At 38.5% G+C, this 17,650-nt stretch carries 15 protein-coding genes; 8 read left to right on the forward strand and 7 right to left on the reverse strand.

Features of this window, described 5'->3' with window-relative positions:
- The first annotated feature begins 67 nt into the window (after positions 1-67).
- Entirely contained in the window at positions 68-937 is an 870-nt protein-coding gene (locus AY601_RS03370) for an EamA family transporter (protein ID WP_068396452.1), read from the forward strand.
- A gap of 103 nt (positions 938-1,040) precedes the next feature.
- Here the strand turns inward: AY601_RS03370 and AY601_RS03375 are convergent, their stop codons facing one another.
- From AY601_RS03375 to AY601_RS03395, 5 genes are all read right to left on the reverse strand, one after another.
- Positions 1,041-1,832, reverse strand: a complete 792-nt coding sequence (locus tag AY601_RS03375) for a M48 family metallopeptidase (protein ID WP_068396455.1) — start codon at positions 1,830-1,832, stop codon at positions 1,041-1,043.
- A 76-nt stretch (positions 1,833-1,908) separates the two neighbouring features.
- On the reverse strand, positions 1,909-2,532 hold the full coding sequence (locus AY601_RS03380; protein WP_068396458.1) for a hypothetical protein: 624 nt from the start codon (positions 2,530-2,532) through the stop codon (positions 1,909-1,911).
- Positions 2,533-2,605: 73 nt separating this feature from the next.
- On the reverse strand, positions 2,606-3,757 hold the full coding sequence (locus AY601_RS03385; protein WP_068396461.1) for an MFS transporter: 1,152 nt from the start codon (positions 3,755-3,757) through the stop codon (positions 2,606-2,608).
- A 70-nt stretch (positions 3,758-3,827) separates the two neighbouring features.
- The gene (locus AY601_RS03390; RefSeq protein ID WP_068396464.1) at positions 3,828-4,667 is read right to left on the reverse strand and encodes a hypothetical protein; all 840 of its coding nucleotides are present in this window, start codon (positions 4,665-4,667) and stop codon (positions 3,828-3,830) included.
- Between the two features lie 41 nt (positions 4,668-4,708).
- Entirely contained in the window at positions 4,709-5,347 is a 639-nt protein-coding gene (locus AY601_RS03395) for a TetR/AcrR family transcriptional regulator (RefSeq protein WP_068396467.1), read from the reverse strand.
- Positions 5,348-5,675: 328 nt separating this feature from the next.
- Here AY601_RS03395 and bla point away from each other — a divergent pair, with 328 nt between their 5' ends.
- Entirely contained in the window at positions 5,676-6,587 is a 912-nt protein-coding gene (gene bla / locus AY601_RS03400) for a class A beta-lactamase, subclass A2 (protein ID WP_084359057.1), read from the forward strand.
- 138 nt (positions 6,588-6,725) lie between these two features.
- Here the strand turns inward: bla and AY601_RS03405 are convergent, their stop codons facing one another.
- Complete coding sequence (locus AY601_RS03405) at positions 6,726-7,580, reverse strand: LysR family transcriptional regulator (protein WP_068396470.1); 855 nt, start codon at positions 7,578-7,580, stop codon at positions 6,726-6,728.
- Between the two features lie 209 nt (positions 7,581-7,789).
- Between AY601_RS03405 and AY601_RS03410 the strand changes: the two genes are divergently transcribed.
- Together AY601_RS03410 and AY601_RS03415 are read left to right on the forward strand one after the other, a co-directional pair.
- Positions 7,790-8,659 (forward strand): alpha/beta fold hydrolase, encoded by an 870-nt coding sequence (locus AY601_RS03410; RefSeq protein WP_157287665.1) that lies wholly within the window; start codon positions 7,790-7,792, stop codon positions 8,657-8,659.
- A 114-nt stretch (positions 8,660-8,773) separates the two neighbouring features.
- Positions 8,774-9,880 carry an acyltransferase family protein gene (locus AY601_RS03415; protein ID WP_157287667.1) on the forward strand — a complete coding sequence of 369 codons (1,107 nt, stop codon included), beginning with the start codon at positions 8,774-8,776 and terminating at the stop codon, positions 9,878-9,880.
- A 94-nt stretch (positions 9,881-9,974) separates the two neighbouring features.
- Here AY601_RS03415 and AY601_RS03420 read toward each other — a convergent pair whose 3' ends face one another.
- Positions 9,975-10,817 (reverse strand): SDR family NAD(P)-dependent oxidoreductase, encoded by an 843-nt coding sequence (locus AY601_RS03420; RefSeq protein ID WP_068396479.1) that lies wholly within the window; start codon positions 10,815-10,817, stop codon positions 9,975-9,977.
- 133 nt (positions 10,818-10,950) lie between these two features.
- Here AY601_RS03420 and AY601_RS03425 point away from each other — a divergent pair, with 133 nt between their 5' ends.
- The 4 genes from AY601_RS03425 (at position 10,951) to AY601_RS03440 (ending at position 17,635) form a co-directional block, all read left to right on the forward strand.
- Positions 10,951-11,502 carry an RNA polymerase sigma factor gene (locus AY601_RS03425; protein ID WP_068396482.1) on the forward strand — a complete coding sequence of 184 codons (552 nt, stop codon included), beginning with the start codon at positions 10,951-10,953 and terminating at the stop codon, positions 11,500-11,502.
- A gap of 85 nt (positions 11,503-11,587) precedes the next feature.
- A complete protein-coding gene (locus AY601_RS03430) occupies positions 11,588-12,745 on the forward strand; it encodes a FecR family protein (protein WP_068396485.1) in 1,158 nt (385 codons plus the stop codon).
- A 140-nt stretch (positions 12,746-12,885) separates the two neighbouring features.
- A complete protein-coding gene (locus AY601_RS03435; protein ID WP_068396488.1) occupies positions 12,886-16,251 on the forward strand; it encodes a SusC/RagA family TonB-linked outer membrane protein in 3,366 nt (1,121 codons plus the stop codon).
- A 10-nt stretch (positions 16,252-16,261) separates the two neighbouring features.
- On the forward strand, positions 16,262-17,635 hold the full coding sequence (locus tag AY601_RS03440) for a RagB/SusD family nutrient uptake outer membrane protein (protein WP_068396491.1): 1,374 nt from the start codon (positions 16,262-16,264) through the stop codon (positions 17,633-17,635).
- Positions 17,636-17,650: the final 15 nt, after the last annotated feature.

Below are 17,650 nucleotides of genomic sequence, written 5' to 3' on the forward strand. Positions count from 1 at the left end.
TTCCTGCATTCTTAATTAGACAACTCTAATTTAATTGAGGAAAATAATAGCTAAATTTGCGCCGCAAATGAATAACAATAAATCTTTTACATTACCACCAATTCCTGCCGTTTTTTTATCAATTATCAGTGTTCAGTGCGGAGCTGCAATAGCTAAAGGTCTGTTTCCCGTTTTAGGCGCCCAGAGTACAGCCTTGATCCGCATCGGTCTTTCGGCTATTATCCTGATGGCTGTTAACCGGACAAATTTAACGAAGCTTACCGCTAAACAATGGAAAGCAGTTATTCCTTATGGGGTATGTCTGGGTTTAATGAATCTGATTTTCTACATGGCGATTGAGCGGATACCACTTGGTTTAGGGGTTACGCTTGAATTTGTCGGGCCATTAATTGTGGCCATCTTCGGATCTAAACGTATCACTGATTATTTATGGATTTTACTGGCCGGAATAGGGATTGCGCTTATTGCACCCTGGACCGGTAAAGGAATTGATCTCATTGGTGTTTTATTAGCGTTGACCGCAGGAGGTTTCTGGGCAGGTTATATTTTAATGGGCGGAAAAATTTCCAAGATTATGAATGGTGGAGATGCAGTTACAGTAGGTATGTTATTCGCTACCATTGTCGTTGCACCATTTGGAATTGGAAGTGGAGGACTGATGCACTTAACGCCAGCTCTTCTTTTAATGGGATTCGCATTGGCACTTTTGTCCAGCGCGATACCGTTTACACTTGAAATTAATGCGTTGCGGCAAATGCCTGCACGCACGTTTAGTATCTTAATGAGCCTGGAGCCCGCTGTAGCGGCTTTGAATGGACTGATTTTATTACATGAATTTTTAACTTTTAATCAATGGCTGGCCGTTGGCTGCGTAATCATTGCCAGTGCAGGGGCAACATTGACGACCAGGAAAGCCGTTGTACAAGAAAATGTATAAAAAAATCCGGGTCTGATGTAATGCCCCATAATTGTGTCACTTTTGGGGGCATTACATCAGACCCGGATTTTTCATAAAAGCTTATTTTGACAGGTATAATGTCCTATTTTGACAAACCATCTTTTTTAGCTTTTTCTAAGATTTTTGCTGCGCGTGAACCGCTATCAGGATGTGAACTTAACATCTTTTCAGTTTTACTTTTTTCAGCGCCAGACGATTTTTCCATATCAGCGAATTTCTGGAATGCACTTGCTAAAGCAGTTACTTTATAATTGTGCTTTTTCATAAACTCGTAAGAATAGTCATCAGCTTCACTTTCTTGTTTACGGTTGTATTTACTATCTAAAAGTGCATTGGCAAAACTTCCCAGCTGACTTTGTGAAAGTGAATTCACTACGCCTGATTGAGAAGATGCTGCATCTGATATCGCTTCTCTTTTATAAGCACTTCTCACTGCATCTCTGGTATCCTTATTGGCAACATGTCCAATTTCATGACCGATAATTCCTAATAATTCATCATCACTCATGATATCCATCAGCGAAGAAAATACGCGTACACTGCCATCTGCACACGCAAAAGCATTGATATCTTTTACTTTATATACTTTGTAGTTTAATTTAAGTCCGCCTTCATTTTGATGTTTTGAAAAGATTTTATTCAAGCGGACAGTATAAGGATCTTTAGCAGCGGCAACAGTATTATGTTCATCCATCCAGGTTACAGCTTCACCAGCAAGTTTTGCGGCATCAGCATCTGAGAAGGTCGCTGCTTTTACGCCCTTTTGTAATGCACCAAGACCTTTACTGTTTAACTTAATTTGTGCGGAAGCAGCCTGCGTTCCAAGAGAAAGGGCTAAGCCCAGCAGAGCGAGAGGTAAGATAGTTTTATTCATTTCTTATTATTTAGTTGTTTGTTACGTATGCATGAACAAATAATATACAAGAATTGTTTGCCTGGTAAATAATAAATTATTCTTTGTGATTAATAGAAGGAGTGCTTTTTTTAAGGAAGGTTGCCTGCTTCTTTTTTAAGTCCAGTGTATAGGCCTTGTTCACATATTCATCGTTAATACGCCGGTTAGCTTTATAATAATCCTGAAGTATTTCTTCTCTGCTTAGCAGGGAGAGGGTGGGCATAGCAATTGGCTCATGTTCATTCTTGCTATATTTATCTCTGGGAAAGGCCAGGGTAGGAAGTCCGGTAAAGTAGATATTCCATTTTTCCTGTTCCAATGCACCGTACATCAGGTAAACATAATCCAGCTTGGCCAGTGTGTCCTTGTCCTGGACGAGTAATAGTAAATAACATTTGTCTTTTCTACTGTTAAAAAACACAGCCTCATCTAACTTCCAGTTACTCTTTTTGAGCACCTGAATATCTTTCAGATCCTCAGAAAGCCATTTCTTCAGGTTTTTATTCGTAGTAGTCTGTACATCATGATAAATGTCGTTTTCCTTAAAGACATCCAGTTGTGCATCAAACAAAGCTCTTCTGCGATCTGTATTAACACAAGCAAAGAGCCCTATAATTGAAATAATTATCAACAAGTACCTTTCTCTATGTTTATTCAGCATCAGTTCCTGTGTTTCCATGAATTATACCTAATCAAGGTAAGAATTTTAACCTGAATTTTACAGAAATAAAGATTGTTACAGCAGCGGAAACCTATTTTTGACGATAAGAAATACTCACCAGCAGCAACAGCCCGGCAATCACACAGAAGGCGACAGAAAGAGAGCTGTAATAGGCAATAAAACCAATCCCTGCCGGACCAGCCAATGAACCGGTATAACCTATGGTCGTTACTGCGGGTAAAGAGACTGAAGCAGGGACACCTTTTACTTTGCCAGCCGCACTGAATAAAACAGGGACAATGTTCGCAGCTCCCAAACCTACCAGTACAAAGCCTACCAAAGAAAGCCATCCCCACGGACTGAATACAGCAACAAGGTATCCTGATGCTGAAATAGCGGACCCAAATAAAATTATCTTTTGAGGACTTACTTTGTCAACGAATTTATCACCCAGTAAGCGCATCGCTGTCATTGCAATTGAAAATGCGGCATAACCTGCTCCGGCAATAGCTGCGTCAAAGTTCTTGATATCTTTTAAGAATACAGCACTCCAGTCCAGGATTGATCCTTCTGCGAGAAAGACAATAAAACACATTAAACCCAGGAAAATTACAGCGCGCCCCGGCCAGGAGAATTTTGTCTTTTCTGTAGTTGTTGATTCCTGGTCTGAAGATAAAAGCGTTTGATATTGACTGACTGCAATCAGCAGCAGTAAAACAGAAATACTTCCTATCGCAACTATAGGCTGCAGACTGAATTTGAGCATTCCACCCATAAACAGTGGGCCCAGGATTCCACCCAGGCTAAACAGTCCATGAAAAGAAGACATGATATGCTTTGAATAATGACGTTCTATATTGATGGCCTGAGCATTCATCGCTACATCAATCGTTCCTATAGCAGCGCCAAAAATAAATAAGGTAAGCCCCATTGTTAATGGCGTATCCATAATAAGCAGCAAAGGAAGCAGGATTGACAGTAATATAATCGCGCTCAGAATGAGTTTTTTACTGCCATGTTTTCGGATCAGCATTCCGGTAATTGGCATCATGAGTAAAGCACCTGCGCCCATTAAAAGCAGTAGTAATCCTAAATTTGCATCATTAAATCCAAGACGTTCTTTAGCATAAGGTACAATTGGTGCCCAGCTGGCAACAGCCAATCCACACACTAAAAAAATAAGCATGGTCGATCTGCGTGCACTAATAATGGAAGAAGAAGGTTTGGTGGTTGTTTGCAACATGGTGCAAAGTAAAGCAAATCTACACAGTAGTGCAGCATATAATCCTCCCTGAAGGCATTTTGAATTTTCCTTAGTTGGCTAAAGGGTATAATTCTTTTGCTATTAATTTCAAGGCATGCAATGAATTAATTTCGGTGATGATGAACAGCAATAAAGACATTTTAACCGGATCTGTTGGTTTTTGGAAGCCCGGAATCTTAAAATGGGGCAATTGATTGTCATTGATTACGCCATGAAAATGTTCGTAAATTCCTATACTGTTTAAGTTTAAGGTAGTAAGCAGTTTAAGGATCCTGTAATTATTGGTTTCATCATCCTGCCCCTGCAGATAGATTAGCAATTCCCTTTGTACTTTCAAAACATAAGTATATACGGCAAAAGAGATTTCTTCATTAGGTTGCTGATCCTCAAATCTGAGGACAGTTAATAAATGGGTAACTATAGTAGTATTAATGCCTCTTTCGAGTAGTGTTTTTTCTATGAAACGATGATTTCTTTCCTCCTGATACTGATGTTGCTCAATAAAGCTAAAAGGGACTTTTCCATCAGTTTTAAAGAAATTTTTCAGTTGTGTCTGCATAAATTGCAGGATGCCCACCAACGCATTATAGAGGCGTTGTAAAATAAGTTCGCTATCATCATCTTCGTCGTCCTCATAGTCCTGAATGTTTAAGAAAGTATAAACTTTTTCGGCCATGTTCACCAGTTCATGCTGGTACTGATGGAAATATTTGGTAAAGAGTACCGCATCTTTTTGCAAACTTGCGTCTTTAAATATCTGACAAATACGTACAGCCTCTATGGCTATATTTTCAATAGGATTACGCTGCTCAGTCATCCAGGTATCAATGCCTTCACTTTCGTGTAAGGTATTAACCAGTGACTTGAATTCCTGCAGTTCATATTTCATGGTATTTCTGGCGTTTATTGAAAAATTGTGTTTTAGTTTTTTTATTTTTCAGGGGCCTCATAAGCCCATTTAATAATATGACGTATCGTTTTTGTGATTTCTGCTCTTCCTTCAATGCCATTGATATCAATTCCACAAATAGTGCCCCCATTAATCTTTGCTTGTAAAATAAGGTAATAGATGCCCGATACAAGCAATGCACTCACCGCTCTGAAATTCACCTCAGAATCTTTAAAATGGGGATCAGTATGTTTGAGTAAGCTTGCACCAATATTTCCCCTGATATTACATATGCTGGCCATTAATGGGCTTTTAGAGGTCAATTCTTCTAAAACCATATGTTGCATAGCTTCTTCCTCATATAAAAAGGTAAACTGACGTTCCAGCATAGCTGATATAATTTCTTTTGCCTCATCAGGAGTTTTGATGTCATTGAATTCCTGTAATTTGTCTGCAAATCCCAGCCAGTAATCTTTTTCCAGGATATAGGTTTCTACCAGCGTGTTTCCGTCGCCGAAATAACGATAAATGAGTTTTTTATCTACACCTGCTTTATTCGCAATTTTGTTTACGCCTAAACCTGAGTATCCTTTTTCTATAATAATTTCCCCTACGGCCTGAAGAAGTTTTCTTTTGGTCTGTTCTTTATTTCTATGTTTGACGTTGTCTTTACTTTCCATTGCCGGGATGTGAATGCTCCATTCTTAATTTTCAGTAATCATCAGCCTGGAACATAATGTGCGTCAGACTGGGGAAGATCTGCGCAAAATTATCTTTAGGTAAAATAATTTTCATTGGAGGTAGTTAATGATGTTTCCTAAAAGGCAATATAGTGGATATTTTATTCAAAAGTGGTGACTTAGTATTTTTTTTAATTTTCAGGCATTTTATACTGAGGAAGTTAGCGTGAACTCCGGTAATAAAAGAAAAATACAGGCTAAATTTTATGGATAAATTTTGTCAAAAGACGATATACGGTAAAGATGAAATTATCCGTTATTTTGTAATATGAAAGGATTTATTACATTAAAAAGAATGATTATTGCCGGGCTCTTACTGACTATTTCAGTAAATGGCTTCGCACAAAAAAATGACCTGCGAAAAAGACTTCAGCACATAGTTAGTTCACATGCTGCAACTATCGGATTTTCATTAATAGATTTACAGAATGGAGATACAATTACAGTGAATGGAGCAAAACATTTGCCGATGCAAAGCGTCTACAAATTTCACCTCGCTTTGGCCATCTTAAATCAGGTAGACAAAGGTAAACTTCGGCTGGATCAGAAAATCCTGGTTAAAAAGGCTGACCTGCTGCCAGATACCTGGAGTCCGTTGAGAGAGAAATATCCAAATGGCGAGGTTGAAATACCTTTATCAGAAATTTTAAGCTATACAGTTTCGCAAAGTGATAATAATGGCTGTGACCTCTTGTTCAGATTAATGGGAGGACCGGCAAAGGTTAATCAATATATTCATAGTCTGGGCATTAAACAGGTGGCTATAGTGGCTACAGAAGAGCAAATGCACAAAGATGAAAATGTACAGTTCACCAACTGGACAACCCCTGTTGCTGCAACAGATTTGTTAAAGTTGTTTTATAGTCAAAAAATCCTTTCTAAAACTTCACACGATTTCTTATGGAAAGTAATGACTGAAACGGTTACCGGCGCAAATAAGCTCAAAGGTTTATTACCTGCTGGTACTCTAGTTGCGCATAAAACGGGAAACTCTGGTGCAAATGCAGCTGGTTTAACAACAGCGACCAATGATATTGGTATTGTAACACTACCAAATGGAAAACATTTTGCTGTTGCTGTATTTGTATCGATGACTAAAGAAGATGAAAAAGCGAGTGATTTAAGCATTGCTGAACTGACTAAAGCCAGCTGGGATTACCTGGCTGCAGGAAAACCTTAGTTTTGGGCTTTGCCGTGCTTAAGATGCAAACAGATTGTTTCAATAATTACAATCCATGAAATTCTAACCTAACTCATTTATAAATAATCTTCTGATCAAATGCAAATCAAAATAATTGAAGGCAGTTATTTTGATTTGTTAATACATTTCCAGGAATGCTGCCAATAACTTATCCTTTAATCTTGTTTTTCTATAGACAAGTATAGTCGCCGATGTTCCAAGCTCCTTACCAATTGAAAACGTCTTTAATTTTCTATTTTGATAATACTGTTCAATTAACTCAGCCGGCAATATGGTGATGGCCAGATCAGCCTCTACAAAGTTTATGATGCCTTCTAAAGAATTAACCACGATACGTTTGTAATTGACAACCCCTTTAAAGCTGAGCCACGATTCCAGTCTGGCTCTATAATTACAGCCCTGATCGAATACCACTATTTTCACTTGTTTATCCTGAATAAGCTCTTCAATCTTTTTATACTTAGTGGAAGCTACCATCACTAGTTGTTCTTCTTTAATTGTTTGTTGTGCCAGCTCAGGTACCGAAACAGGTGCAGCTACAAAAGCAGCGTCCAATTTATAATTAAGCACATCATTGATTAGGTTTGGAGACATATCCGCTTTAAATTCAAGCTCAATATCCGGATACATTTCGTTGAATTTATTGATCATATCAGGCGCTTTCAAAGCCATTGTTGTTTCGATACAGCCAATTCTAAGCTGACCAATTAATTGATCACTCTGAGCTAACTCTCTTTTCGCCTCTTCTATTAATTGCCCTATCTGTTTAAAATAATGCATTAATGTTTCACCCGCGGCAGTCAATTCAACTTTTCTTGAAGTTCTTGTGAAAAGTGAAACAGCAAATTCGTCTTCTAAACTTTTAATTCTCGCTGTCACATTAGACTGAACGGTAAACATCGCCTCTGCAGCTTTGGTAAAACTTCCGTTTGCTGCTACAGCTTCGAATATTTTAAAATCATTAGTATTCATAATAAATCATTAATTGTGATTATTTGTATCTGTATTAATCGTTTTTAAAGATTAAATATATGGATTACTTTTGAATTATAAAAACAAATAGAAGAGTTATGATGATCAATAAACAATACTTAAAGCTGTTGCTGGCTTGCTTAATCACCCTGGGAGCCAATCCAGTTTCAGGTCAGTCAAATACTCAGGTTAATTCAAAAAAAGAAATCATGAAAACAGAACAAATTCATTACCACAACATCAAAGTCAACGGGTTAAATGTATTTTACCGTGAAGCCGGATCAAAGGATGCTCCTGTAGTTTTACTATTACATGGCTTTCCAACTTCATCCTTTATGTTCAGAAATCTGATACCTGAACTGAGTGAAAAATATCATGTAATTGCACCGGACCTGCCAGGTTTTGGATATTCTGATGCACCAGCCCACGATCAGTTTGACTATACTTTTGATAACCTGACTAAAACTGTGCAGGCATTAATTGATGAATTGGCTTTGAAACGCTTTGCTGTTTATGTTTTTGATTATGGAGCACCGGTAGGTTTCAGATTGATGCTTGCTAACCCCGAAAAAATTACTGGTGTTATTTCTCAAAATGGCAATGCTTATGAGGAAGGGCTGAGTAAAGGCTGGAATCCTATTCAGAAATACTGGCAAGATCCATCTGCTGAAAACCGGAACAACCTGAAAGAATTTGTGAGTCTGAAATCTACTAAATTTCAATATTTTGAAGGCGTAAGCGATCCCGCATTGATCGCACCCGAAACTTATACCTTAGATCAGCATTTTCTTGACCGCCCGGGTAATGTAGAAATACAGCTTGACCTGTTGAAAGACTACCGCACAAATGTTGCGCTCTATCCAGAATTTCAAGCTTACTTCAGAAAGTATAAACCACAATTATTAGCTGTTTGGGGAAGTGAAGATCCTTATTTTTTACCAGCCGGAGCAGAAGGGTATAAAAAAGATAATCCAAACGCTATAGTGAAATTTTATAAAACGGGCCATTTCGCGTTAGAAACTCACATGAAGGAAATCAGCCAGGATATACTGACTTTTTTAGCCGGTTTACCTCAATAAATTCTTAATTAGCCCTGGTGTGATTGGCATCAGGGCTAATTTAAGCTCAGGACTTTTTTTAATCAGTGCCTCATAGCATGAAAATATCAAAGCAGGTCTTAAAAAACAATATCTTTGGGTTCGCCGCTAAATAATGGCGGGCCGGAAATGAATACTAAGGTGAAGCAACCCAGAGAACTCAATGTCGAATTGTTGAGGATAGTCCTGATGATTATGATTGTTTGTCATCACTTTTTGATGCGGGGGAGAGGACTTCATCTTTTATATACTTCAGAAAGTCCATTGATCAATCAAGACGCATTGCAGGGGCTGTTCATTGATAGTTTTCTGATTATGACGGTCAACTGTTTTATATTTATCTCTGGTTATTACGGAATAAAATTCAGGGTAAAAACAATACTCAGCCTATTTATACAAGCAGTTACCTATAGTATTGGAATTGATATTGTATTTGGTTTATTTAACGGAGAAAGTCTTTCTTTTGATACTATACTGAATGGATTACTCTCTGTGCCCAATGGCCAGTGGTGGTTTATTACCACCTATTTCTTCCTATATCTGTTAAGCCCTTTTCTTAACCTGGCTGGTAAATACTTATCTAAATATCAGTTTTTATATATTTTGGGTATGTTAACGCTCATTAACTTTATCATTGGTTTTACACTTAATCCTGATTCATTAGGCGTACTGAATGGATATTCTTTATTCAGCTTTATCTGCATTTACTTTTACGGACAGGCTTTCGGCCTGTATATTGACTTTAGAAAAGGCAAATTCTTCTATCTTATGGTGTATTTGATTTGTTCACTCCTGATCTTTGGAATGTTTTTTACCAGTATGAAATATCTGAGTATAGGTCTGGCCTGGCGCGCATTTTTCTACAATAACCCACTCGTGCTCATCTCTGCCATTTCTTTCTTCTTCTTATTTAAGAGCCTCAAAATATCTTATAGCAGGATATCTTTCTTTTCTTCTTCGGTACTGGCTATTTATTTGATTCATGAACATCCCAGATCGGCTGATTTTCTAACTGATAATCTGAACCGGATTGCAACAACTTATACGATCGGGAGTGTGTACTTCACCCTGTTTTTAATCGCCGTATTATTATTTGTATGCGGTACATTGATAGAAAAAGTGCGTTCAGCAGTTACTGAGCCATTTTTAAACTTCCTGGTTGCGAAATTCAGATTGGATCGTCTGGATGAAAAAATGAAGTAACCTTCAGATTGATCCAAGCATTTATCTATTGAAATCTGATACTCCCGCCAAATAGCTGGAATTGACGGGAGGGCCAGATTGATAACCGAAGCCATTAGAAGCCGGTTGAAGTAATCATCTCTTTTAGATTTTCAAGATCTCCTTTTACGGCATCCATTTTTGCATAAGCCAGGTCATAAGCATCCTGTCCTAAAAATAAATGAAGCGGAGGATTTTCTTCGGTTGCTACTTTAATAATTGCCGCCGCTGCTTTTTCAGGATCTCCGGCCTGGTTACCATCAATAAGGTGCTGATGTTGATGCTGACTTTCACGAACCTCTTTATAAGCCTCAATTGGATGCTTAGGTACATTTAAAGAGCCTGTAGAAAGAAAATTGGTGCGGAAATATCCTGGAGAAACAATTGTGGCATGAATCCCGAATGATTTAACTTCTGCAGCCAATGCTTCTGTGAAACCTTGTACTGCAAATTTCGTAGCACAGTAAATTCCGAATCCAGGGAAATAACCTGTAAAGCCACCAATAGAAGAGATATTAAAAATATGTCCAGACTGCTGCGCACGTAAATGCGGCATTACTTTACGGATCACATTTAAGGAACCAAATACATTGATGTCAAAATTTCCTCTTGCTTCTTCATCGCTCAACTCTTCCAGGCTACCTGAAAGGCCGTATCCTGCATTGTTCACTACAAAGTCAATGCGGCCAAACTGGCTGATTGCTTTTTCTACCGCCTGTTCAACACTTTGCTCTACTCTGAGGTCAACGCTCAGTGGCAGGTAGTTTTCTGATGCTGTAGCACCCACACCTTCATTTAATTCATTGATACTTCTGGAAGTTGCAGCTACCTGATATCCCTGTGCTAATAATTGTTTAATTAACGTAAGTCCTAACCCTTTGGAAGCCCCGGTCACGAACCACACTTTTTGATTTTCCATAATTTGTGTTTTTTTTGTAAGACAAATGTACCTCGGATACCCTGCGAACAGTTTGCACAATTCAACCCATTAGTTGCGAAATTCAAACCATGGAAATTTATTTAGTCATAAATGCATATATTCAGTTCAATTTATGCTACCCACAGAACAGGATAAGAATTATTGGGAACAAATGCTGCTTGGGGACAAGAACGCGTTGTTTGGCTTATATAATAACTTGTATTTCCATCTCATCCGCTTTGGTTTAAAAATTAATCCTGACGATGAGCTGGTCAAAGATTGCGTTAATCAGGTATTTCTTAATCTATGGGATAAAAGAGCCCGGCTTACTCCGGTTGAAAACGTAAAATCTTATCTGATGACCTCTCTCAGAAGATGTATGCTGGATCAGCTGGCTTATATTGACCGGACCAATCTGGCAGTTAATAAAATGGGAAAAGGGGAGGCGGCGAATGAGTTGTCCTACGAAGAGATTATGATTGGCGTACAACAGGATGAAGAACTCAAAAATAAATTACGGGTTGCTATCGCACAACTTACCCCGAGACAATCGGAATTGATTCAGCTTAAATTTTTTGAAGGATTAAGCTATGAACAGATCGCAGAGCGGACTTCTCAAACTATCAAAACTGCTTATAATACTATTTATGATGCAATAAAAATACTGAGGAAGATCCTTAAATAAAGAAAATTGATTCTTTTTGAAAATAAATCTGCATTTCTCTTAGGAAAATTAAGTCATTTCTCCGTCTATAAGATAAAACGGATATATGAAACTTCCTGATCGTGGGTTTTTGGTAGAAGAATTAGTTTGTAATGATTCCTTTCAACAATATTGTCTGGGAATAAGTCTGGAAAATCATATTTTATGGGAAGAGTGGATAAATAATACCCCTGAAAGAGCAGCAGATATAATTCAGGCGAAAAATCTGGTGAATATTTTGACTATTAAACAAGGAAACAGACTTGAACAGGTTAAAGCATTAAAAAGCGGATTCAGACAACAGGAAATATTAACACAATTATTGAATACAGTTCCAGATGAAACCCCGATGAGTACTAATGGACGCAGTAATATTAACAGATACTTATATTCTGATAAAAAGACCATTTTAAAGACACCTGCTGGTTTTTATAAATACATCAGCTTTGCTGCTGCGGCAGTAATTATTCTGATCTCTCTTTATTTTATTCAGCAAAACTACTCAACTTCAAAAGACCTTAAGGCTGAGCACCCGCTTTCGGCCTCAGTTTTCTCTTCTGGTCGTGCACCTAGAAAAACCGTAATCCTGATTGATGGAACGGTAATTACTCTTCATCAAAATAGTGAAATCAAACTGGCTAAAAATTTCAATCCCGCACAAAGAGAACTTTGGCTTAAAGGCGAAGCTTTCTTTGAAGTCAAACATGACGCAAAACATCCCTTTATTGTACACACACCTTTTAATGATATCAAAGTACTGGGAACGAGTTTTAATGTCAAAGCCTATCCAAATTCAGGTCTGATCGAAACCTCTCTGATTCGTGGCAGTGTACAAGTAGAATCGAAAAGATATCCCGGGTACCGGGTCTTGCTGAAGCCTGATGAAAAACTATCATTTCATAATACCCCTGCTCATCAGGACGAAAACCTTAAAAATATCTTCAAAGTTTCAGCTCTTGAACGCAATGCACCAGGCAATAAATCTGAAGAAATCCAATGGATTCATCACCCGATAAGTATTGACAATGAACCATTGGCTGCAATTGCAAAGAAATTACAAAACTGGTACGGTATCGAAATCTATATCGCTGATCCGGAAGTTGAAGCTTATCGCTATTCTGGAACCTTTGAAAATGAGAGTGTTATAAAAACTCTTGAAGCGCTGCAAATGGCCTATCCTTTTGCTTTTAAAGCGGAACAAAACAGAATTATCCTGAGTAAATAAAAGCTGGACTATGAACACAATGTGCAAACACCGACAGAACCTGCAATCACTAACATTACCTGCAATCACTAACATTACCTGTAATTAACAACAAAAACTAACCACCTATACAGTATATCAAACACCTTAAACTAACCAATATGAGAAAAACCTTACGCTTAGAAAGAGCTGGTAAGTATTTGATTAACAGCAGGACCTTGCTGCTCACCAAACTTACAGGCTTCATTTTACTGATGATGTGCATGCAGGTTTCGGCCACAGGATTTGCACAACAGAAAATAACCATTGATGCAGATCATATCAGCATCAGAAATCTGCTGAAAACGATTGAACAGCAAACAGATTACCGGTTCGTTTACAGTGATCAGACCTTGTCAAAAGAGGAAAAAGCCTCATTAAACCTCCATATGGTTTCGCTTGACGAAGCGATGAAGTCTATTTTAAAGGAAACCAGGCTTACCTATACGCTGAAAGAAAACAATCTTGTGGTGATTTACCCGGCAGCAAAAACACGAATTGATCTGGTGATTTCTGGTCGTGTGGAAGATGAGGCAGGACTACCATTACCCGGCGTATCCGTTAAATTAAGCGGATCAACTGTAGCTACTACAACAGATTCGAAAGGAAATTACGCAATCCGTGTGCCTGATGCAGCTGCGATCCTTGAATTTTCTTACGTAGGCTATATTAAACAGACACTTTCAGCCAGTGGAAATCCAATCAATGTGATCTTAAAAAGTGATAACCTGAACTTACAGGAAGTTATAGTTACAGGTTATACAAACTACAAACGTACCCAATCTGCAAGTGCAGCAACTTTAGTTACTGCAGAGAAAATTAATGATGTAGCAGGGCTGACCTTTGACCAGATTTTACAGGGCAGAGTGGCAGGAATGAGTGTGATTTCCAGTTCAGGACAACCAGGACAAAGCGCTGCAGTGGTAATCCGCGGGGTTGGGAGCGTAAATGGATCTTCTGCGCCATTGTATATTATGGATGGAACGCCAATAGAGGCAAGCTTCTTTCAAACTATCAATTCTGCTGATATTGAAAATGTGACCGTATTAAAAGATGCCTCTGCCAAAGCACTCTATGGATCAAGAGGATCTAATGGTGTTATTGTGATCACTACTAAAAAAGGAAAAGCAGGTAAAATACAAGTACAGTATACTTCACAATATGGTTTTTCGAAACTAACAGATCCTAAATTCACCATGATGAATACCGCTCAGCGCTTATCATTTGAAGAAGGTGTAGGTCTTGATTTTGGGAGAGACCTTGGACCGGGATGGACTTATTCTCCTAAAAACCCTGATTATATATCCGGAACTCCAGGTTTCAGACAAAATGCAGATCATACTTTAGATAGTATAAGAAATATCAATATTGACTGGAGAGATGAATTCTATCAGCAAAGCAAATTCCAGGAACAACAGGTTAGTGTGAGTGGTGGAAACGAGAATGTACGTTTTTATAACTCGCTGAATTATTATAAACAGGATGGGGTTGCTAAACGTACGGGGCTGGAAAGATATGCCCTGAAAAGTAATCTTGATTTTAAATCAGATAAGTTTTCAGGAAATGTAAACTTGAATATTGGCTATTCTAACCAGAGTTTTACTGAAGGGGAAGGGAGCAGCAGAGGGGGTACAGCGATGTCTGCAGTTTATTATGCGCTTCCTTATGAAAACCCTTATGCACCTGACGGTACTTTGATTCATCCGGGTAACCAGGATCAGTATTTTATTGCAGATCAGCGGGAAGGTAGTCAGGCATTGGAACGTTTATTTAATTCTTCCAGCAAAACTGATCAGTTAAAATCTATCATTGGTGTGGCTTTAGCTTATCAAATCCTACCAGAACTGAAGGTTACGACCAGAGCAGGTATAGATTATAGAAATTCAACCGATCAGGCTTATATCAATCCGGATTCTTATTATGGATCAACTGACAATACCAATACGCTGGGTGGAAAAGGCAGATTTGATGAAGGCACCAGAAGGAATTTCAATATCATCTCTACAACAGGTTTGACTTATGCTAAAACCTTCAATGGAAAACATGATTTTGAAGCTTCTGCTTTTTATGAATATGTCTATAACAACTATAACTCTTTTGGTTTTACCGGCTTTGGATTAGATGGAAGATTACCAGAAACACCAGCTGGAATTACCAATAGCGTAGATTATCTGCCTAATGTAGGTGGTTCAAAAACAAGCAGCGCATTAGCTTCCTTTATGAGTGTGGCCAGGTATACTTATGATAGCAAGTATACCCTGACCGGGAGTTACCGTTATGATGGGTCAACGAAAGTTGCTCCACAAAATAAATGGCATGGCTTTTACTCGGTGGGCGCAAACTGGAATGCTAAAAATGAAGATTTCCTGAAAAATAGTACGCTTATTTCAGCATTGAGTTTCAGGGTCAGTTATGGTACTTCAGCGAGTCCTTTTGGAACCGGAGACTTCTTATATCTGCCAACTTATGGCGCAAATGTAACTTATGGAGGTAAACCAGGAGTCAGCCCGATTTCTGCTGGTAATCCCAATTTCGACTGGGAATATGTGAATGAATTCAATACAGGTTTTGAACTGGCTTTATTTAAAAGTCAGCGATTACGGTTGTCGGCAGATTACTATAATAAAATCACTAATAATATGTTCATCGATCAGCCGCCATCAGCTACAGCCGGTTTTCCACTGCTGAGTTTAAGTACCGGAAAGATGAGAAACAGGGGGGTAGAGTTTGATTTGAGTGGTGATATCCTAAAAACCAGAGATTTTACCTGGACTGTTGGGGTGAATGCTGGTTACAATAAAAACGTAGTACTCCATGTAACTGATGTTGCGGATTCTTACCCTGATGGGGATACAAGGATCTTACAAGTTGGTTTGCCGTATGGATCTTATTATGCGCCGCAATGGGCAGGTGTGAATTCACAAACTGGTGAAGCACAGTACTATAATCTGGATGGAAGCATTACTACAACTTATAATTCCAATACGCAGAGTGTAGCGAAATCCGGGAGTTTATATCCTTCATTCACAGGAGGTTTTAACACTAGTTTAAGCTGGAAAGGAATTACCGCAAGTGCACTATTTTCTTTTGTATCCGGAGTTTCCCGTTGGAACAATGAAGATTTTTACAATGAAAATCAGCGTTATGCAACCAGTAACCAGTCTATCAGAATGCTGGATGACCGCTGGATGAAGCCAGGTGATGTGAAAGCCTTGCAGCGTTTTGATATCCCGAGAAATTTCACCTCAAAAGATATCCAGGATGCTTCTTTTTTGAGGTTAAGAAATGTAAATATCAGTTATACTTTGCCTAAAACGGTGCTGGAAAAAATTAAGGTGTTCAGTAACTTAAAGGTTTTTGTACAAGGACAGAATTTAGTCACCTGGACCAAATGGAGAGGATTGGATCCTGAAAATAATGGTGTTGCGGGACTTTTCCAATATCCAAACGCAAGAACATATACCGCAGGAATTAGTGTTAACTTTTAAAATTACAGCCATGATTAATCCTATAAAATATACCCTAGTACTCTCTCTGTTCATGTTCTTTTCTTCCTGCACCAAACTGGATTTAAAGCCTACAGATACTATAGATGCAGAAAAGGCTTACCGAAACCTGAATGATGTCAATTTAGGACTGATTGGAGTTTATGCACAACTCAATTATACTTTGATAGGCGTGAATGCTATTATTTCTGACGAAGTAATGCTGCCTACAGAGAATACAGTAAGTAATACAGATGCTCACCGGTGGCTTTATACTGCTGATAATGGCTCTGTTACGAGTTCTTACAGTGACTATTATGTCGCAATAGACAGGATAAACAGAGTTTTGGAAGGTTTGGATAAACTCACTAGTACTGATAAGGCAACTGCAGACCGGTATCGTGGAGAATTGCTCGCCTTAAGAGCTTTTTGTCACTTTGAATTACTCAGAATGTATGGTTCAGCATATCAAAATGGAGCTCTCGGTGTTCCTTATATGAAAACCTCAGTAATCAGCTACCCGGCAAGAGATGCGTTTGAAGTTGTGGTAGCTGCCGCTAAAGCCGATCTTTTAGCAGCTAAAGCATTGATCCCTTTATCTTTTGATGATAAAACAAGAGTTACTAAAATTGCGGTTTCAGCGATACAGGCAAGACTGGCATTGTATGAAAAAAACTGGGCAGAAGCAATAACCTATTCTACCGAAGTAATCAATTTAATGCCGCTGGCCACAACAGCACAATTTCCTGGCATATGGACTGATGCTGCAGATGATGAGGTGATATGGAAGCTAAAAAGGATGCCGGATGAAACAAGGACCGGTGATCTGTTCTTCCGTCAAACCGGAAGTATAGTTTTATATGCACCATCTTTTAAATTGATCAATTCTTTTGATCAGGAAAATGATATCCGTTATCAAGCTTATATCAAATTTGATGATACAAGAGGGCTGAAGAAATCTCAGTACTTAGTCAATAAATATGCAGGTACTGCGCTTTCGCCAGGGTTAGCAGATTTGAAAATGTTCCGCACAGGAGAAATGTATTTAATCAGGGCTGAAGCCGAAGCAGAAAGCACCGGGAATGCAACCGGAGATCTGAATACTTTGCGTGCTGCCAGGATTAAAGACTACACCGCAGTAAATTTTGCTGGTAAGGATGATTTAATTCTCGCAATTTATACTGAACGTTTTAAAGAATTAGCTTTTGAAGGCCATCGGTTTTTTGACTTGAAACGCAGAAATTTACCTGTAGAGAGATTACCTGAAGATGCCATAAATACTTCTGGAGCGATTAAATTGCTGCCTTCAAAAGCACAATATTCACTCCCATTACCTGCATTGGAAATTTCCGTTAATAAAAATACTGTTCAAAATCCTAACTATTAATAAGTCTTTGAGTGG

The organism is Pedobacter cryoconitis (genome assembly GCF_001590605.1).
In the GTDB taxonomy this organism is placed as follows: Bacteria; Bacteroidota; Bacteroidia; order Sphingobacteriales; family Sphingobacteriaceae; genus Pedobacter; species Pedobacter cryoconitis_A.